The 18140-nt window shown below is 60.5% G+C and carries 14 protein-coding genes and 2 pseudogenes; 9 read left to right on the top strand and 7 right to left on the bottom strand.

Features of this window, described 5'->3' with window-relative positions; genetic code table 11:
- Positions 1-256: 256 nt before the first annotated feature.
- The 3 genes and pseudogenes from M0D67_RS21915 (at position 257) to M0D67_RS21905 (ending at position 3363) form a co-directional block, all read left to right on the top strand.
- Positions 257-1066, top strand: coding sequence for an MOSC domain-containing protein (locus tag M0D67_RS21915; RefSeq protein WP_266239623.1), 810 nt, complete (start codon positions 257-259; stop codon positions 1064-1066).
- Positions 1067-1184: 118 nt separating this feature from the next.
- Positions 1185-1351 (top strand): annotated as a pseudogene (locus M0D67_RS21910) (rubredoxin).
- Positions 1352-1917: 566 nt separating this feature from the next.
- A complete protein-coding gene (locus M0D67_RS21905) occupies positions 1918-3363 on the top strand; it encodes an IS1182 family transposase (RefSeq protein ID WP_266239622.1) in 1446 nt (481 codons plus the stop codon).
- Positions 3364-3805: 442 nt separating this feature from the next.
- On the opposite strand, the gene M0D67_RS21900 is transcribed toward M0D67_RS21905, so the two are convergent.
- Entirely contained in the window at positions 3806-5374 is a 1569-nt protein-coding gene (locus M0D67_RS21900) for a winged helix-turn-helix domain-containing protein (protein ID WP_154559448.1), read from the bottom strand.
- A 267-nt stretch (positions 5375-5641) separates the two neighbouring features.
- Here M0D67_RS21900 and M0D67_RS21895 point away from each other — a divergent pair, with 267 nt between their 5' ends.
- The gene (locus M0D67_RS21895; RefSeq protein ID WP_171929456.1) at positions 5642-6562 is read left to right on the top strand and encodes a LysR family transcriptional regulator; all 921 of its coding nucleotides are present in this window, start codon (positions 5642-5644) and stop codon (positions 6560-6562) included.
- A 266-nt stretch (positions 6563-6828) separates the two neighbouring features.
- Here M0D67_RS21895 and M0D67_RS21890 read toward each other — a convergent pair whose 3' ends face one another.
- The 5 genes and pseudogenes from M0D67_RS21890 to M0D67_RS21870 all read right to left on the bottom strand — a co-directional run bounded on the left by M0D67_RS21890 (position 6829) and on the right by M0D67_RS21870 (position 12278).
- Positions 6829-7989 carry an IS30 family transposase gene (locus tag M0D67_RS21890; RefSeq protein WP_266239621.1) on the bottom strand — a complete coding sequence of 387 codons (1161 nt, stop codon included), beginning with the start codon at positions 7987-7989 and terminating at the stop codon, positions 6829-6831.
- A gap of 456 nt (positions 7990-8445) precedes the next feature.
- Positions 8446-9615, bottom strand: a complete 1170-nt coding sequence (locus M0D67_RS21885) for an IS91 family transposase (RefSeq protein ID WP_266239620.1) — start codon at positions 9613-9615, stop codon at positions 8446-8448.
- Between the two features lie 21 nt (positions 9616-9636).
- Positions 9637-9801 (bottom strand): annotated as a pseudogene (locus M0D67_RS21880) (tyrosine-type recombinase/integrase); the annotation flags it as partial.
- A gap of 381 nt (positions 9802-10182) precedes the next feature.
- Positions 10183-11391: an IS91 family transposase gene (locus M0D67_RS21875; protein ID WP_266239619.1), complete on the bottom strand. Its 1209-nt coding sequence runs from the start codon at positions 11389-11391 to the stop codon at positions 10183-10185.
- An 8-nt stretch (positions 11392-11399) separates the two neighbouring features.
- A complete protein-coding gene (locus M0D67_RS21870) occupies positions 11400-12278 on the bottom strand; it encodes a site-specific integrase (protein WP_266239618.1) in 879 nt (292 codons plus the stop codon).
- Positions 12279-12670: 392 nt separating this feature from the next.
- On the opposite strand from M0D67_RS21870, the gene M0D67_RS21865 reads away from it, so the two are divergent.
- The 5 genes from M0D67_RS21865 (at position 12671) to M0D67_RS21845 (ending at position 17198) form a co-directional block, all read left to right on the top strand.
- A complete protein-coding gene (locus M0D67_RS21865; protein ID WP_154568006.1) occupies positions 12671-13936 on the top strand; it encodes an IS256 family transposase in 1266 nt (421 codons plus the stop codon).
- Between the two features lie 103 nt (positions 13937-14039).
- Positions 14040-14330, top strand: coding sequence for a hypothetical protein (locus tag M0D67_RS21860; protein ID WP_199203107.1), 291 nt, complete (start codon positions 14040-14042; stop codon positions 14328-14330).
- 50 nt (positions 14331-14380) lie between these two features.
- Positions 14381-15262 carry a site-specific integrase gene (locus tag M0D67_RS21855; RefSeq protein ID WP_216675307.1) on the top strand — a complete coding sequence of 294 codons (882 nt, stop codon included), beginning with the start codon at positions 14381-14383 and terminating at the stop codon, positions 15260-15262.
- Positions 15259-16203: a tyrosine-type recombinase/integrase gene (locus M0D67_RS21850; RefSeq protein WP_171929576.1), complete on the top strand. Its 945-nt coding sequence runs from the start codon at positions 15259-15261 to the stop codon at positions 16201-16203. Before M0D67_RS21855 ends, M0D67_RS21850 begins: the two co-directional genes overlap by 4 nt.
- The gene (locus M0D67_RS21845; RefSeq protein WP_154566833.1) at positions 16200-17198 is read left to right on the top strand and encodes a site-specific integrase; all 999 of its coding nucleotides are present in this window, start codon (positions 16200-16202) and stop codon (positions 17196-17198) included. The genes M0D67_RS21850 and M0D67_RS21845 overlap by 4 nt, the downstream gene beginning before the upstream one ends.
- Here M0D67_RS21845 and M0D67_RS21840 read toward each other — a convergent pair.
- A complete protein-coding gene (locus M0D67_RS21840; RefSeq protein ID WP_266239617.1) occupies positions 17133-18029 on the bottom strand; it encodes a site-specific integrase in 897 nt (298 codons plus the stop codon). The genes M0D67_RS21845 and M0D67_RS21840 overlap by 66 nt on opposite strands.
- Positions 18030-18140 lie beyond the last annotated feature (111 nt).

Raw genomic sequence — 18140 nt, 5'->3', positions numbered from 1 at the left:
GTACGGCTCATGCGACTCAGGCGATCACACAAGCTCGATACAGCTTGCTTCGTCGAACTTTGCCTGGGCGACCGGTTTGTCGTTTCACGATTGTGGGCGGCCAGCGTCAAATGCAGCGCACACGACCACACATGGCAGAATTCAACGCCGGGTTGGCAGAATCCACTGCAAGCTTTTGCGCGTCGCAAAGGTGTTAAGGCAGTAGCCTGTAGTTCAGCGTGGCGCCTCGGCCGCGCAAGAACAGGAAGCGTTTGCCATGTCACCATCGCAAGCCATTGTTGCATCGATTCACCGATATCCCGTCAAGTCAATGATGGGTGAGGAACTCAACTCAGTCGCGATTACCACGCGCGGAGTGGCGGGCGATCGCGCCTACTCGCTCATCGATGTCGAGACCAATAAGCTCGTCAATGCGAAGCATCCCCAAAAGTGGCCGGAGATGTTTGCCTACCGTGCCCGCTACACGTCGCCCCCGGTTTCGCCGGAGCATGTGCCGCCGGTGTACATCGCGTTGCCCAATGGCGATGTGATCGAATCCACATCCGGCGATGCGGAGCAAACGTTGTCCGCAGCGCTGCGCAAACGCGTGCGTCTTGTGCGTCCCGATGAATCGAACCAGGGGTTCGAAGGCTTTGTGCCTACTGTCGAGGGCGTGTCCGATCGCGACTTCGTTTTCGACAAGATCTCCCCGCCAGGAACGTTTTTCGACATCGGGCTAATCCATATCCTGACGACGTCGACCATCGACGCCTTGCGAAAAACGGTGCCGCACAGCCGCATCGAAAGCCGTCGCTTTCGCCCTAACCTCGTCATCCGTACCGATGGCGCGGAAGGTTTCGTCGAGAACACATGGGTGGGTCGAACGTTGCGCATAGGCCAGGTGGTGCTGCAGGTGAAACAGCCGACGCAACGATGTGTGATGACGACGCTTGCCCAGGGAGACTTGCCCAAGGACATTTCTGTCCTGAAGGCGATCTATCAGCATAACGCGGGCACCATCGGTGTGTACGCGGAGCCGGTGCAGATCGGCACGGTGCGAGTCAACGACGCGGTCGAGTTGAATTGAATAACTGTGCACAAGCTTGACGCGCTGTACCGCCACGTCAGTCGTAACGTCTGTTGTCCCTATGCCGCGGACTACATCGAAGGATATCGATGCCGCGGTAATTCACGAGGTCCACACAATGAAGACCTGGCAGTGCGTCGTTTGCGGATTCATTTGTAAACAAGCCGAGGGTATCCCTGAGGATGGCATAGCATCCGGCACGCCGTGGGAGGATGTCCCCCCGACTGGGCCTGTCCAGAGTGTGCTGTGAGCAAAGCCGAGTTCGTAATGGTCGAGCTCGCTTGAAACATGTGAGAGGCTTTGATGGATCTGCTTATGTTTGGCCTTGTCGCGATAGGATTCGGCGCTTATTCCACTTACCTTCTGGCGACGAGTCTGCCGGACGAGGTCCTTGATGCTGCTGCGAAACACTGTCGGTTCGCCGGCGTTGGCGGCGACACCGTTCACGAAGAAGATATGGAACTGGCGATCAATCGGTTATCTGAAGGAAAGGGCAGTCGCTTGCCTCCATGCCCGGCTAGACGAGACATCTAGTGCGCCACTTTTCGCGCAGGAAGCTCAACTGAAAAACATCGCGGCCAGGTGTGGCAGAGATCCGCTTGTGGTCGATAAACTCCTATCCGCGCCGCCAGGAAGCGGACATTGCCGAACGGCCTCAACTGCGAGGAGCGAAGGTCCGGTTTGGCCGATGACGGAGCATTCATCTTCGACAATCGGATGGCCGGTTCCGAGGCGAAGCCGACGCCTGAACGTCCGACCGACGACGCATGTGAACGGCGGGTTGTGGCCGAGCCTGTGTGAAAACACACTCATCGCCTAAACTGAATCAACTCATTGAGACCGGGTGACTCATGAAGCGATTCGTTGAAGGCGATGAGCGCAAGCAGGTCGCACTACTTCCCGAATGCGTCGATGACTACATCGGCCAGGACAACCCGGTCAGAATCGTCGACGTGTTCGTAGACGAACTGGACCTCACGACGCTCGGCTTCAACGGCACCACGCCCGCAATCACCGGCCGCCCGTCCTACCACCCTGGCGTGATGCTCAAGATCTATATCTATGGGTATCTGAACCGGGTACCCTCAAGCCGGCGTCTTGAGCGCGAATGCCAGCGCAATGTCGAGATGATGTGGCTGACGGGGCATCTGGCACCGGACTTCAAGACGATCGCCGACTTTCGCCGCGACAACGGACCGGCCATCCGCAACGTATGCCGTCGTTTCGTCGAACTATGTCGCGGACTGAAGCTGTTATCCAGCGACATGGTGGCCATCGACGGCAGCAAGTTCAAGGCGGTGAACAGCCGCGACAGAAACTATACGGCCGGCAAGATCGACAAGCGTCAGCAACAGATTGAGGAAAGCGTTCAGCGATATCTCGACATGATTGAGACTGCAGACCGTACTAGCCCAACGGGTTTCGACGTGAAGACCGTGCGCCTATACGAGAAGATCGCGATATTGCGCCAGCGGATGCGTGAGCTCGAGCAGATCAAACAGCAGTTGAAGGATGAACCGGACGGACAGCTATCGCTCACTGACCCGGATTCCCGCTCCATGACCAGCGGTGGCAAGAGAACCGGAACGGTCGGCTACAACGTCCAGACAGCAGTTGATACGAAGCATCATCTTATTGTCGAACACGAGGTGACGAATATCGGAGGCGATCATGGTCAACTCAGCAAGATGGCTCTGTCGGCAAAGAACGCGATGGGCAAGCCAAAGCTGAAGGTGCTGGCTGACCGGGGCTACTTCAGTGGTCCGGACATCCGCGCGTGCGAACTGGCAGGGATCACGGCGTATGTCCCGAAACCGCTCACCTCAGCGTCAAGGAAGAAAGGGCTCTTCACCAAACGCGACTTCATCTACGTTGCAAGAAGCGATGAGTATCGATGTCCCGCCGGTGAGCGCGCAATTCTTCGATTCAAGACCGTCGAGAAAGACATGAATCTGCGCGTGTACTGGCCCAGCGCATGCCCGCGTTGCCATCTCAAGGAGCGATGTTCGCCCAGCGACTATCGCCGCATCCGACGATGGGAGCACGAACAAGTACTGGAAGTTATGCAGCGTCGACTCGACCGGAAGCCTGATGCAATGATCATCCGAAGAAGCACTGTCGAACACGTCTTCGGCACGCTGAAGCATTGGATGGGGGCCACCCACTTCCTGACCCGGACGCTGGGACACGTGAGCACGGAAATGAGTCTTCAGGTATTGGCCTACAACCTGAAGCGCGTCATGAATATACTTGGGGTTGCCGGGATGATGAAGGCGATGAGGATGACTGCAAGCTGAAGCCCCAAGGGGCTTCTTGCGCCCGCGGATGTTTGATTAGCGCAAGCGAGACGCATCTAACTTTATCGACCGACCGGCAACCTCGCCCTCAGAGCCAAAACTGAGTTTCCACACAGGCTCGGCCGAACTCAGCCCGATGATGACTCAGGGCGTGAAGCGGTGTTACGTACTCGCTGCCACGCGACGGCTGTTTCTCAGGTACAACAGTCATTCAACCAGTCGTGACAGCCGGCAAATCGTTGGCCTTGCCGTCGCTCGCGTGCACACGTTGTCCGATGTTTTGCGGTTGCAAGACGAGATCATGTCGATCGAAAGGAATTCAGAGTTGCGCCTCTCGAACGGTCGCGCTCTGACACCGTGCCGCCTTTCGTACTCGGGCGGTATAAGACCGCATTCGGAGTCAAGCACTCAGACGAGCGGGGGCATCGCGGTCCCACGCATCTCACCTGAGGGCAATATCGCCATATTGCGCAGCTGACCAGTTCAACGCGTGGTGGCCCGCAGTGGGCGACGATCGACGTACACTGCCTGGTTCGGGGTTAAGCTGGTCCGCGCCGGCCCGCCTTGGCAGGCGAACAGCGTGGTGTTCGTGTCGCATGGTGATTGTTTCTACTTCGCCTTCGTCGCGAAGCTTCTGCAGCGCATACGCACGTGTGGATTCGTACAGCCAGTACAGAGCGCGTGGCCCCTCAAATTGCACATTCAGGAGAGATTTTGCGACGAGCGCGTCGATTCCCGCGATCGCACTGCTTAGGGAAAGCGTCGCGTCATATGCCACGACGCCGAGCGCTTCTAGCGTAAAGAGACCATCGAATACGGCAGTGCGCCGGAAGAGAGTCCGCTCTGTATGATCGAGCAACGCATGGCTCCAGTCAAAGGTCGCACGCAGGCTCTGGTGGCGCGGTCGTGCGGTACGATATCCACCGGTGAGAAACGCCATGCGGTCGTCCAGACAATGCCGTGCACCGTCGAGGCCAAGGGCAGCGACGCGGGCAGCCGCTAGTTCAATCGCGAGGGGTATGCCATCCAGCCGTCGGCAAATCTCACCGACAAGCTGGAGCTGCTGGCCGTCGGCGCCCACGGTCAGCTGCATGGCGTTTGCACGCTGGAGGAACAACCTGACCGCCGAATGCCCACGGATATCGACTTGCGAGGTATACGCCGGTGGCGTTTCAAGCGGATCGACTTTGAATGTATGCTCGGGCGATATGCGCAACCGTTCCCTGCTGGTCACGACGACGCGCACGTGGTTATTTGCAGCGAGCAAGGCGTCGACTATCTCCGCCACGTGCGCGATCAGATGTTCAGCATTATCGATAAGTAGCAGCCCGCGCAGATCCGAAAGCGCGCACGCGACGCCTTTTTCAGGGACTCCAGCGCCCCCAGTCGGCCGACCGCAGCCTTTCATAATGGCATCGAGCATACCTTCCCGCGTCGTCACGCCAGATAGGTCGACGAAGTATGCGGGTTCGACCGAGTCTTCTTCAGTTCGACGCGCGACCTCGAGCGAGAGCCGCGTCTTGCCGATCCCCCCAGCGCCCACGAGCGTTATCAGGCGCGAACTTTCGAGCATCGCGAGGATCCGCTGAACGGCCGTCTCCCGCCCGACCAACGCGATGTTCGACGGCAGCTGGTTCGCGTCTCGCATCGACCCGCCCATCCAGGAAGTGAGGGCCACGTCCGTTTTTTGCACGCAAAGCTGATACCCGCGCCCAGGCACCGTGAGGACAAGATTCCGGTCGGGTCCGAGAATTTTGCGCAAGGCCGACAGATGGACATGGATGTTGTTTTCCTCGACGATCGTTTGCGGCCACACCACGCTCATTAACTCGTCTTTGGTGACAAGGCGGCCGCCAGCCGAAACAAGCACGGCCAGGATATCGAAGGCCCGGGACCCAACGGGTATTGCTACCCCGTCTCGGCGCAGTTCCCGCGTTCCGAGATCGACACGAAACCGGCCCAGTTCCATCACGCCGGTGGTGAGGTTTAGAGGACGATCGAAGGCTGCCATGTGAATGCTCGCGTGGGTCGAAGTGAAACGGAGTCTGCCGATCACAATCGCGCTTTAGGTAGGCGCGAGCAGGTAGTTGGCGCATGTCGCACCTGCTCAACCGTCGTTGTGCATCGGGACCGAATATCGCGTCCTGCCCGTCGTCGGCCGCTCTCGTCGCGAGAATCGCCCGATCAAGTGCACTTACAATGTTGTGGCAAGTGTGCCTGCTTTGCTTTTTTCGAGAAACTGGCCCATCAACGAAAGTATTTTGAAAATAGTTCAACAATGAATGTTACTTTGGATGAGCTTCAGGCCTTTTCAGCCGTTGTAGATACGGGCTCAATGACGGCCGCAGCGCACCATCTGAACCTGACGGTGTCGGCGGTAAGTCGCTTGCTCGGGCGCCTCGAGGAAAAGCTGAAAACGACACTGCTCCGCCGAAACACGCGCAAACTCGAGCTCACCGAGGAGGGACGGGTATTCCTTCAGCATGCGCGAGCGATCATCGACTCTGTCGAAACCGCAGAAGAACTGATGGTCGCACAGCGCGAAACGCCTTCGGGGCGGCTGCGGATCGACGCCGCGGCACCATTCATGCGGCATGTGATCGTGCCACTCGTGCAGGGCTACCGAGAGCGCTATCCGCATGTCACTCTGGAGCTCAACACCAACGACCGCATCATTGATCTGCTCGAAAGTCGCACCGACATAGCGATCAGAATCGCCCGCCTCAAGGATTCGACATTGCACAGCAGGCTCCTTGGAAATAGCCGGATGCGCATTCTCGCGAGTCGGGGCTACCTCGAGAAGCATGGTCAGCCGCGCAACGTTGAAGAGCTTGGCAAGCATGTGCTTCTGGGCTTCAATCAGCCGGAGTCGCTTAATGTCTGGCCACTGTTAGGCGCTGATGGTGAGCCTTATCGTATTGAGCCAGTCGCTTATTCGTCGAGCGGCGAGACACTTCGGCAACTGGCGCTTCAGGGCGTTGGAATAGTTTGCCTTTCGGACTTCATGACCGCACGGGACCGTGAGGCCGGACGGCTCGTCCAGATCCTCACTCGGGAGACGAGTGATGTTCGCCAAACGATCCATGCTGTCTATTACCGCAATACGGCCCTGTCTTCGCGGATCGCTTCCTTCGTGGATTACCTGATCGACGCCATAGGTGGCACACCCACACGGAAGGCGGTGCCTTGGGCGCAATGAGAGTAAAGCCATTTCGAGTACGCGCTGTTCGAATCGCGACCCGATTCACACGACTCGCCGGCACCCAGTGAATCGCCCGACATTTCTGTTGAGCCTCCTGCCGCTGCAACAATCGCGAGCGTGGTCGTGCCCTGCAATTTCGGTGACTTGATAAAACGAACGGGTTGCCGATTCAGTGACCGCAGAGCAGTTGCACGTCCGCTCACGACCACCCTCGACTGCCGTTCGTCACCGTGCGCCAGCAATGGCCGCTTGCAAGCTTGGATTCAACCGGTCGACGCAATACATTGATAAAACCGTTCGGCCGGTGTCTGGAAGTTTAGTGTTTTTCTTGGTCGCTCGTTGAGTCGCCTGGCAACCGCATTAAGTTTCGACTGCGAATACGTCGAAATATCCATTCCCTTTGGAAAGTACTGTCTTAGCAGCCCATTGGTGTTTTCGTTCGATCCGCGCTGCCATGGCGCATGAGGATCGCAAAAATAGACCTTGATATCCGTCGCCACAGTGAAGCGCTTGTGGCCGGCCAATTCCTTCCCACGATCCCAGGTTAGCGATTTATATAGCTCTTGCGGCAGTTTGACGGCGTGATTGATCAGAGCGTTGACGACAGTTTCGGTATCCTTCCCGGTGGTTTTTACCAGCATCACGAACCGGGTCTGGCGTTCAACAAGCGTTGCAATCTGGCTGCTCGCGTCGCCGAACAACAGATCGCCTTCCCAGTGGCCGGGAATCGCACGGTCCTCAACCGCAGCGGGGCGTTCGCTGATCGAAACTGCGTCACGAATTCTGCCGTGAGTCTCCGTCTTCATCGTGTGATGGCGTGACCGACGCATGGCACGCGAACGGCGCAAATGTTCGAGTAGCTCCTTCTTTAACGCTCCGCGTGCCTGTATGTAGAGGCTTCGATAGATGGTCTCGTGTGACACGTGATAGTCCTCGTTGACCGGGTATGCGTGTTTGAGCCATCCGGCAATCTGTTCGGGCGACCACTGCAGTTCCAGCTTGCTTGCCACAAGTCGCGCCAGCGGCCGGTTATCGACCAGCTTGCATGTCTTTGGCCGACGTGCCCGGTCCCATGCAAGCTGGTCGGCCCGATTCGCACGATAGTCCTGGCTTCCACCATTTCGCTTGATTTCCCGGCTGACGGTGGAAGGAGCGCGCCCGAGCCGGTTTGCTACCGAAACAATTGAATCGCCGGATACGACTGAGCGTGATATCTCCTCTCGCTCGGCGAGCGTCAAAGCCAGCCTCGATCGGTGCCTCTGGGCAGGTTGTATCCCGCCTGTCTCCGAAAGAATGCCCTGCACCGATGAATGGTTTCGATCGAACATCTGGGCAATCTGTTGCAGCGACTCGCCTTTGCGCCAGCGCTCCCACATTACCGCTTTCTGGCTTTCAGTGTAGTAGATCCGCCGTCTCTGCTTCATTTCAATACCTCCGCTGCTCAGGCAGCCTAGGGTATTGCGTCGACCGGTTGAATCCAAGAGGTACAACGGCCGTTCCTTTTACCCGTTTGTCAGGCCGATCGTCTTGAGGTTTGTTCGACGCCTGCCCATGTCCGCGGGCTCGGGGGCGCGCGACGGCGCGTGCGGGCAGGCGTTGAATAAACCTGAAGGGAGGAAACCGCGGAGTGCCCCGATGCAATGGGAGTCTTCGGGGCTATGGCGATTGATGGGCCGGGACGCCCAGCGGTGTTGCGGGATGCGCGGCCAGGCGGGATGCTGAATCAGCGCTGACGCAGTGACGAAGCGGCGCAGTCGCGCAATTTTGATGGCGAAGCGGACGTGCGAGGGGCTGCGTGAAGGGACGGGCGCAAACGTCCGCTCGTGGGCCGCGTTGTCGCAGAGCCGACGGTCGGGTTGCATGTCCAGGAACAGTTGCGCTCATGTCTCGCCCTGGCGCGTGGGTGGTGCGCGAATCGGTGCGGTGCGCGCAAGGACATCGATGACGATCATCGGTGCGCCGCAGTGCCGGCAGATGAAGGCGGGCCGCGTTTCGATGACGGTTTCGTGGGGTGATGCGTTGACCTTGGGCGCGACGTGCAACAGTTCACGCACCTTCGCGAGACTGGCGCGGCGCACCGGGTTGGCGAGCAGTCCGTAGTGACGGATACGATGGAAGCCGCCGGGCAGCACATGGAGCAGGAAGCGGCGCATGAACTCGCCGGCGTCTAGCGTCATGGTCTTGTAGCGGGTGCGCCCCTTCGCACGATAGTCCTTCCAGCGGAACGTCACGCCGCGCTCATCCGATGAGACGAGACGCTGGTTGGAGATCGCCACGCGGTGCGTATAGCGTGAGAGGTACGCGAGTACCGCTTCGGGTCCCGCAAAGGGGCGCTTGGCATACACGACCCATTCGCAGGCGCGCAGCGGCGCAAGCCACCGGTCAAAGACAGCCGGGTCAGCAAGCCCGGCATACTCACCAAAGAACTGCAGCTTGCCACACCGGTGTGCCTGCGCCAGCGCTTCGAGGAAGCGCCTGCGGAACAGGCGCGAGAGCACGCGCACCGGCAGGAAGAAGCCGGGCCGGCATGCAATCCACCGCTCACCATCGGGCGACAGGCCGCCACCGGGGACGATACCGTGCACGTGCGGATGATGCGTGAGCGCTGAACCCCAGGTGTGTAGCACGAGCGTGGCGCCGATGTTGGCACCCAGATGCTTCGGATCGGCGGCGATGGTGTGTAGTGTTTCGGCGGCGATGTCGAACAGCAGCCCGTAGATGACGGCCTTGTTGTACCAGGCGATCGCGCCGATCGGCGCCGGTAGCGTGAAGACGACATGGTAGTACCCGACCGGCAGCAGGTCGGCCTGACGCGCTTCGAGCCAGCGGCGCGCAGCACTGGCCTGGCACTTCGGGCAATGGCGGTTGCGGCACGAGTTGTAGGCGACCTCGATCTGTGCGCAGCCGGAACAGCGCAGCACGTGTCCCCCCAGCGCCGCGCTGCGGCACTGTTCGATGGCCGACATGACCTTCAGCTGCCCCAGGCTCAGCGACACCGTGCGTCGCCATACAGGGCCCTGGGCGCGGAAGATGTCCGCGACCTCCAGCATGGGGTACTACACTGGGCCGTGTTACTCGGAGGGCAGACGCTCCAGCGGACTGATGACTTCGCGCAGCAGGTCGGTGGCCACCTGCACGTAAAGCGCGGTGGTCTCGAGCTGCTTGTGGCCGAGGAGCACCTGGATTACGCGGATGTCGACCTTCTGTTCGAGCAGGTGCGTCGCGAAACTGTGTCGCCTATGTCTTCAAAGACATAGAGCAGAGATTTTTTTGGTTGGCGATCGCGGCTACTGACGCGTGAACAGGCCGGTCGGGGCCAGTCCGCGATCGGTAATCAAAAAAATGTTTGTGCTAAACCGCTCCGCAGGCGTTTGCTTCTATGGGCATTGAATGAACGGCGCGGTAATTCGTACTACCGGGCGGCTGGCCATTGCACGCCGGAACGAGGCGGTCTGACAGAGCCGGCCGCGCGAAGACAGCGGGAATTCGAGGGTTAACGGGCAGGTAGTGCGGAGTTTCACGGCATTGTGATGGTGCGACGACGCTAAGGCACGAGTCGGTTCGCGTTGGCCGCATGGGGGAAGACCAACGTGCTCGGGGGGGGGTGCTGATGCCGGTCAGTGCACATGGCTCGGGTCAGGTGGAGCGCGCGGCAGGATGCCAGGCACACCGCCTTCGATGCGGACCATCTGGCCCTTGCCGCACACGGGGCAGTCGCGAAGTGATTTGCCGGTGAGCCGCAGGTAACGGTCACGGTAGTCTTCCCCGATGGCGGGTGACGCAGCGGCGGGCGGCTCGACGCCGAGCAGCCGGCGGCAGGTGGCGAGGCGGTCTGCCCGATGACAGTTGGCGAGCCACCCGTAGCTGCGGATGCGCTTGAAGCCGACGGGCAGCACGTGCAGCAGGAAGCGGCGGATGAACTCGTCGGCCGTGAGCGTCATGGTCCGGTGGCGGGCTTCGTGACGGTAGTCCTTCCACTGGAACAGGACCGAATCGCCATCAAAGCGCAGCAACCGGTTGTTCGAGATGGCGACGCGATGCGTGTAGCGGCCCAGGTAATCGAGCACCTGTGCGGCGCCGCCAAACGGTGGTTTCGCGTAGACGACCCACTCCGCGTGAGCAGCGGGCGCGAGCCAGGCGGCGAACGCTCGCGGATCACGCAACGGCTCGAGCTGGCCATGGAAGCGCAGCGCGCCGGCATCGAACGCGCGGCGCAGCTGGTCGAGAAAGAGCCGCCGGAAGAGCCGCGAGAGGACCCGAACGGGCAGGAAGAAGCCTGGCCGGCAGGCGATCCAGCGTTCGCCGGCCGGGGCGATGCCGCCGCCCGGTACCACGCAATGCACGTGCGGATGGTGTAGCAGATTCTGCCCCCACGTGTGCAGGACCGTGATGAAGCCGAGTTCCGCGCCGAGGTGTTTGGGATCGGCGGCGATCGTGCGCAGCGTCTCGGCGCTGGTGCGGAAAAGCAGATCGTAGAGGGTCTTCTTGTTCTGGTACGCGAGTGCGGCGATAGGCTCGGGGAGTGTGAAGACGACGTGGAAGTACTCGACCGCGGGAAGCAGCTCTGCGCGCCGGCGTTCGAGCCATTGCGCGCGGGCAAGCGACTGGCACTTCGGACAGGCGCGATGGCGACACGAGTCGTAGGCAATGCGCTGATGGCCGCAGGCATCGCACTGCTCGACATGACCGCCGAGCGCGGCGGTGCGGCACAGCTCGATGGCGCTCATCGCGCGGCGCTGGGCACGACTGAGGGCGTCGGCATGGGTCTGCCGGTAGTGAGGGCCGCAGCGGCGGAAGATGTCCGCCACCTCGAGCGCCGGTCGCATCGCCGGCTTCAGAAGTACTCGGGCGCAGGCGGCTGGGGTGGAACGGGTGCGGGATGCGGCAGCAGGTCGAAGGGACTGGTGGTGGCGCACACGGTGCTCGTCGCCAGCTTGAGGTACCGTGCCGTGGTCGCCATGCTGCGATGTCCCATGAGCAGCTGGATCCTGCGTACATCAGCACCGGTTTCCAGCAGATGAGTGGCGAACGCGTGCCTCAAAGAATGTGGCGTAACGGGTTTCGTGATGCCGCTGCGCTCACGTGCAAGCTGGCATGCGTCGCCTACGGCATGGCGGCTGATGGGCCGCCCCGGAATGCTCCCTGGAAAGAGCCATTGTCTCGGGTGGGCGTCCTGCCAGTACAGTCGCAGGACCTCGAGCAGACGCGGCGAGAGCATTACGTAGCGATCCTTACGGCCTTTACCCTGGCAGACACGGATCATCATCCGCTGGCTGTCGATATCGGTGACCTTCAGATGCACGACTTCGGAGACACGCAGGCCGGCCGCATAGGCCGTCATCAGGATGGCGCGCTGTTTCAGGCTGGGAATCGACTCGAAGAAACGCGTGACTTCCTCGAAGCTCAGGATGACGGGCAGCTTCACGGGCCGTTTGGGCAACGGGAAATCCTCGTCACTCCAGTCCCGCCTGAGCGTGATGCGGTACAGGAAGCGCAACGAGCCTACGGCCAGTTGGACACTGGCTGGCGCGAGCTTGCGTTCGTTGGTCAGGTGGATAATCCAGGCACGGATCTCTTCGGGACCGAGCACCTCGGGTGAGTGCCGGAAGTGTCGGGCGAAACTGGAAACCTGCAGGAGATAGGTCTTCTGCGTGTTGACAGCAAGGTTGCGGATCTGCATGTCGTGCAGCATGCGTTGGCGCAGTGGCGTCATGGCGAGCCTCCTGGAAGCAGTGGGTTGAATGCCCAACCGGGCGTTCACATACTGCTCCCGGCGACACCGCTCACCACCTCGCTGGGGTCCAGCGCCAGACAACCCTCTTCATGAAACGTCAGCCATAGACCTGTGCCCACCTCCCACTACCGCGTCAGCGGTTTAGTACAGGCGCCACTATCTTCCCTTCCGGACTATGTCTTGTAAGTCCAGAATGTTCCGCTTTTTGAGGCAGATAGTCGAAACCAGATAGAGATAGTCTGGGCTCCTTCCAGAGATATGCTCGGATCTGGTGTACGGGGGAGTTGAGGCGGGAGATTGAAGGCGGTGGAGGTTTTAGCTGAGAATCTGATTGTCGAAGTCGGAAACCAGCAAACAACAAACCATCCACCATGAACAAGTTTACGGAAAAAGCGGTTGTCGGTCTATCTGAAACCGGTCTGGGTCTGGACGAATTGGTCCGTCACGGAGCCCGGCAGGTGATTCAACAGGCGATCGAAGCAGAGCTGACGGCGCTGCTGGAGCGGTTCGAAAACGTCAAGACGTTGCACGGGCAACGCGCGGTGGTGCGCAATGGCTATCTGCCGGAGCGCGAGGTGCTGACGGCGGCCGGCCCGATTGCGGTGAAGGTGCCCAAGGTTCGCGATCGTTCAGGATCAGGCGTGAAGTTCAATTCATCGATCGTGCCGCCGTATGTGAGGAAGTCGCCGCGCGTGAGTGCCGCGCTGCCGTGGCTGTATCTGAAAGGCATCTCGACGGGCGACATGAGCGAGGCGCTGAGCGTGCTGCTGGGTGACGACGCTAAAGGGCTGTCGGCCAATGTGGTGAGCCGACTGAAGGCGCAATGGGCCGATGAGCACGCCAGCTGGAGCCGGCGTGACCTGTCGAAGTCGCGGTACGTCTATTGGTGGGTCGACGGCATTCACACCGGCCTGCGTAGCGAGAACTCAGACGGCCAGTGCCTGCTGGTGATCATCGGCGTGAGGCCCGATGGGCGCAAGGAGCGTGTGGCAATCGGCGACGGGTATCGGGAGTCGAAGGCGTCCTGGCAGGAGCTGCTACTTGACCTGAAGGCGCGTGGCTTGCAGGCGGGTCCGCTGCTGGCAGTCGGCGACGGCGCGATGGGCTTCTGGGCCGCACTGGAGGAAGTGTTTCCGGCAACGCGCGGCCAGCGCTGCTGGTTCCACAAGATGGGCAACGTGCTCAATGCGCTGCCGAAGTCGCAACAGGGTCGGGCCAAGGCGGATCTGCAGGCGATCTGGATGGCAGCGACACGCGTCGAGGCGTACGCCGCCTTCGATCGTTTCGTGACGATCTATGCGGCCAAGTATCCCAAGGCCACTGAGACGCTGAAGAAGGACCGGGAAAGCCTGTTGCTGTTCTACGACTTCCCGGCCGACCACTGGCAGCACCTGAGGACAACCAACGCGATCGAGTCGACGTTCGCGACGGTGCGGCACCGTACCACGCGTACGCGCAACTGCGTGTCGCGACCGACCTTCCTGGGTCTGGCATTCAAGCTGATCGAGGAAGCCGAGAAAACCTGGCGCCGCATCAATGGCCCTGAACAGATCAAGCTGTTGCTGGAAGGCATTGCCTTCAAGGACGGAGAACCGGTGCAAGACGATCAACCCGGTCAGCAGAAACTCGCCGCCTGACGTCGCCGGTCATCAACCGCTCATACACCAGACTTGACCGTATCTCCTCCTTCCAGCTGCACCCCGACACCGGGGGAGGAGTTCATCGTGAAGTACGTCGTCAATGATCAGGCTGTACTTGCGCGACCGCCTGAAGGGCCGCTTGCGGCTTCTATCGCCTTATTTGCGAGAGCACTCAGCGAACAGGGATACAGTGCGTATTCCCTACATGTCCAAGTGCGTATCGCAGCGGACTTTAGCCGGTGGCTTAACCAGAGGCGTGTTGGAATACGGCGCATCTGCGCTGACGACGCGCGACGATATCTGCAATATCGCGCTCGATATCTTCGACCCCACCGAGAAGACCGCGCTGCACTCAGGCACCTTATCGACTTTCTGCGTCGTGAACGATTGATTGCCGCCGAGAAGGTCCCGCCGCGCCGACCGTCGTCCGCGGAATGCTGTGTGCAGGCATACGCACAATACTTACGCGAGGCACGTGCCTTGACGGAAGCGACGATCGCCAATTACGTGCCGTTCGTGCGCCGATTCCTGGACGACTGTTTCGGCAATGGGCGCGTCACGCTCTCGCGCCTGTGTGCCGGCGATATCGTGAGATTCGTTCAGCGTCAGGCGCCGCATTTGCATCCGAAGCATGCGAAGCTCATGACCACCGCACTGCGATCCTTTTTACGCTATGCATGCTATCGCGGCGACACGGCACTCGATCTCGCTGCTGCGGTTCCGATTGTCGCCAACTGGTCGATGCCGGCAATTCCTCGCGCAATCAGCCCCGAACAAACACGGGAACTGCTGGCCAGCATTGATCGGCGCAGCGGAATCGGTCGCCGCGACTACGCCATTTTGCTTCTGCTTGCACGACTGGGACTGCGTTCGGGGGAAGTCGCATTCCTCGAGCTCGGGGATATCGACTGGAACGCGGGACGCCTGACGGTTCGTGGCAGCGGTGGTCAGCGTAACGAATTGCCCTTGCCAGTAGACGTCGGCAAGGCGATCGCCGCATACCTGCGCCACGGGCGACCGGTTAGCACCTGCCGTCGGATATTTTTGCGCGTCAGGGCTCCGCTCACAGGGTTTCGCGGGTCAGGTGGAGTTAGTTCTATCGTTCGGCACTCGCTGCAGCGTGCTGGCATCGATGCACCGACTATGGGTGCACACCAGTTCCGCCATGGATTGGCTACTGAGATGTTATTCCGCGGTGCGTCGCTCGGCGAGATAGGCGAACTATTGGGACATCGTCATCCGCAGACGACAAAGATATATACGAAGGTCGATATCAAGGCACTTCGTACGTTGGCCGTACCATGGCCAGGAGGTGTGCGATGAACACACTTCGGCAGGCCGTTCAGGAGTACCTTACTTTGAGGCGGGCCTTGGGATTCAAGCTGAACGAAGCGGACAAGGGGTTGCATGACTTTGTCACCTTCATGGAGCAGAGCCGCGCGCCTTATATCACCCAGTCGCTGGCTCTCGAATGGGCCCAGCAGCGCTCAAACCTGCAACCGGCAGGGCGGGCACAACGACTGGGCTTCGTGCGGGCATTCGCACGTTATCGCAGTGCCACCGATCCACGCACCCAGATCCCCGCGCAGGGCTTGCTGCCATTCAGACCGAAGCGCGCCCGGCCGTACCTGTATTCGGATGGTGAGATTCGCAGGCTGTTGCAAGCTGCACTTCAGATGCCACACCGCTATGAAGGAGGTGCGCTGCTACCGTGGACCTATCATTGCCTGTTCGGCCTGCTGAGCGTATCCGGCATGCGTCTGGGCGAAGTGCGCAACCTCGAGCTCAAGGACGTCGATTTGACCGCGGCGGTATTGACGATCCGCGGCGCCAAGTTTGGCAAGTCCCGACTCGTGCCTTTACATGCTTCGACCTGCAAGGTGCTTGCCGACTATATCGGACGGCGCGAACGACATTGGGCTGAACGGCCGGTCTCCTCCTTTTTGTTCGTTTCAAGCCGGGGCAACCGGCTGGACAACAGCGAGATTCATCGAACTTTTTATCGACTGTCCCGCCAGATTGGTCTGCGCGGCGAATCCGACAGTCACGGCCCACGCTTGCACGATATGAGGCATGTGTTTGCCACAAGAACGCTCGTACGCTGGTATCAGTCTGGACAAGATCCCGAGCGTTGTCTGCCGATCCTGTCGGCCTACCTCGGCCACGTCCATGTCGCCGATACGCAGTGGTACCTAAGCGCCTCGCCGGAACTCATGTGCGAGTCGATGCGCCGACTCGAACGGCATTGGGAGAACCGGTCATGAACGCCTCCGCCAGCTTTGCTCCGCTTCTGGAGCGTTTCTTTATACAGCGTCTGATGCAGCAGCGCCAGGCGAGTCCTCACACCATCATCTCGTATCGCGACACGTTCCGTCAGTTTCTAAAGTTCGCCCAGCAACGCCTGCATAAGGCGCCGTCAAGCATGGACCTCGAGGAGATTGACACCCCGTTGGTCGTCGCGTTTCTGGACGACCTGGAGAAGCGCCAGGGTATCAGTATTCGCAGCCGCAATCTTCGACTCACGGCAATTCACTCGTTCTTCCGATATGCGGCACTCGAAGCCCCGGACCATTCCGCGCAGATCCAGCGTGTGCTTGCCATTCCCAGCAAGCGCTTCACTCGCACGCTCGTCAACTTCCTGACGCGTGCGGAGGTCGACGCACTCCTTGCTGCGCCAGATCAACGTACCTGGTCCGGCCGACGTGATCACGCCTTCCTGCTGGTGGCTGCGCAGACCGGCTTGCGTTTATCCGAGATGACTGGACTCAAACGCGAGGACCTCGTTCTCGGCGCCGGCGCTCATGTGCGCGTGATCGGAAAGGGCCGCAAGGAGCGCTGTACGCCGGTCACGCGGTCCACGCGCGCCGTGCTGAAATCCTGGTTGCGTGAGCCGCAACGGGGTGACGGCGACTTGCTGTTTCCGAGCGCCAGAGGGGAACGTCTCAGTGTCCACGGCGTTCAGTATCTGCTAAACAAACATCGAGAGGCGGCGTCGAGGGTGTGTCCCTCCTTGAACAGGAAGCGGGTCACTGTTCACTGCTTGAGGCATACGGTGGCCATGGACCTTCTTCAATCGGGCGTTCCTCGTTCAGTGATTGCGTTGTGGCTCGGCCACGAATCCGTAGAAACTACGCAGATCTATCTCGACGCAACGCTTGAAATGAAGGAGCAAGCCCTTGCAAAGATATCGCCATTACACGGCAAGGCGGGACACTTCCGCCCGACGGACCAGCTGCTCGCGTTTTTGAACAGTCTGTAGAGTCACGAGACTATGTTGGGTGACCCGGTCGGCACTTCTGCTCCGAAACCCCCATTCCCGGGGCCAGGATGAACTCTCGTCCATATCACCCAACATAATCCGGAAGGGAAGATAGTGGCGCAGGGTGTGCATGGTGACGCGCTTGTCGATCTGCGCGTCTTCGGCGGCAGCGTGTACGACCCGGTTTAGTTGCCGCGTGCTGAGTGGGTCGACGGGATCCATCCCGGGAAACAGCCACCCGCCATCCAGCATGCTGCCCTGGGCACGGGCGACGCGCCACCAGAGCCGCAGGCGTTCGAGCAGGACCGGCGAGAGCATCGCGTAGCGGTCCTTGCGACCCTTGCCCTGCTCGATGCGCAGCGTCATCCGCTGGCTATCGATGTCGCTGACCTTCAGCGCCACCACCTCACTCACGCGCAATCCGGCGCCATAGGCGACCGACAGCGCGGTCTGATGCTTCAGGTTCCCGGCTGCCGCGATGAGCCGCCGCACCTCGTCCGGGCTCAGTATGACGGGCAACTTACGGGGCACACGAACGGGTTGCATCCTGGCCATCAGCTGGGGCTGGCCAAGCGTGACTTCGAAGAAGAACTTCAGTGCGCTGATCGCGGCGTTGAGCGAAACCGGCGAGGTGCCGTGATCGACCAGATGCAACTGGTAGCCCCGGAGGTCCTCGACGGTGGCGGTATCAGGCGAACGCCCGAGAAACCGGGCGAACTCACGTACGGCACGCAGATAGGTGGACTGGGTCTTGGGTGCGAACTTGCGCATGCGCATGTCGTCGATCATGCGACGGCGCAGCGGGCTGACGCCCGGGTCGGAGAAGGTCATGATGGGGCTCCTGCTGGAAAACGAGGCGGATTGCCTCATTCGCCAACATAAGCAACGGCGCCACGACCCTCCCATTCGCCGCCAGAGTCGTGCCGGAGCCCCTTACCGCGC

It is taken from the genome of Paraburkholderia sp. SECH4 (assembly GCF_030511745.1).
Taxonomy (GTDB): Bacteria; Pseudomonadota; Gammaproteobacteria; order Burkholderiales; family Burkholderiaceae; genus Paraburkholderia; species Paraburkholderia madseniana.
Note: the sequence above shows the minus strand (reverse complement) of the source record. Positions and strands in the feature narration are given on the sequence as shown.

What these genes read in the sequence shown, in the direction of transcription:
- M0D67_RS21875 (WP_266239619.1), bottom strand. Translation starts at nt 11,391, where the DNA reads ATGCGACCGGCGCTCGAGGTGGCGGACATCTTCCGCCGCTGCGGCCCT.
- M0D67_RS21860 (WP_199203107.1), top strand. Translation starts at nt 14,040, where the DNA reads ATGATCAGGCTGTACTTGCGCGACCGCCTGAAGGGCCGCTTGCGGCTT.
- M0D67_RS21890 (WP_266239621.1), bottom strand. Translation starts at nt 7,989, where the DNA reads ATGAAGCAGAGACGGCGGATCTACTACACTGAAAGCCAGAAAGCGGTA.
- M0D67_RS21915 (WP_266239623.1), top strand. Translation starts at nt 257, where the DNA reads ATGTCACCATCGCAAGCCATTGTTGCATCGATTCACCGATATCCCGTC.
- M0D67_RS21845 (WP_154566833.1), top strand. Translation starts at nt 16,200, where the DNA reads ATGAACGCCTCCGCCAGCTTTGCTCCGCTTCTGGAGCGTTTCTTTATA.
- M0D67_RS21885 (WP_266239620.1), bottom strand. Translation starts at nt 9,615, where the DNA reads ATGCTGGAGGTCGCGGACATCTTCCGCGCCCAGGGCCCTGTATGGCGA.
- M0D67_RS21865 (WP_154568006.1), top strand. Translation starts at nt 12,671, where the DNA reads ATGAACAAGTTTACGGAAAAAGCGGTTGTCGGTCTATCTGAAACCGGT.
- M0D67_RS21900 (WP_154559448.1), bottom strand. Translation starts at nt 5,374, where the DNA reads ATGGCAGCCTTCGATCGTCCTCTAAACCTCACCACCGGCGTGATGGAA.
- M0D67_RS21870 (WP_266239618.1), bottom strand. Translation starts at nt 12,278, where the DNA reads ATGACGCCACTGCGCCAACGCATGCTGCACGACATGCAGATCCGCAAC.
- M0D67_RS21905 (WP_266239622.1), top strand. Translation starts at nt 1,918, where the DNA reads ATGAAGCGATTCGTTGAAGGCGATGAGCGCAAGCAGGTCGCACTACTT.
- M0D67_RS21895 (WP_171929456.1), top strand. Translation starts at nt 5,642, where the DNA reads ATGAATGTTACTTTGGATGAGCTTCAGGCCTTTTCAGCCGTTGTAGAT.
- M0D67_RS21840 (WP_266239617.1), bottom strand. Translation starts at nt 18,029, where the DNA reads ATGACCTTCTCCGACCCGGGCGTCAGCCCGCTGCGCCGTCGCATGATC.
- M0D67_RS21850 (WP_171929576.1), top strand. Translation starts at nt 15,259, where the DNA reads ATGAACACACTTCGGCAGGCCGTTCAGGAGTACCTTACTTTGAGGCGG.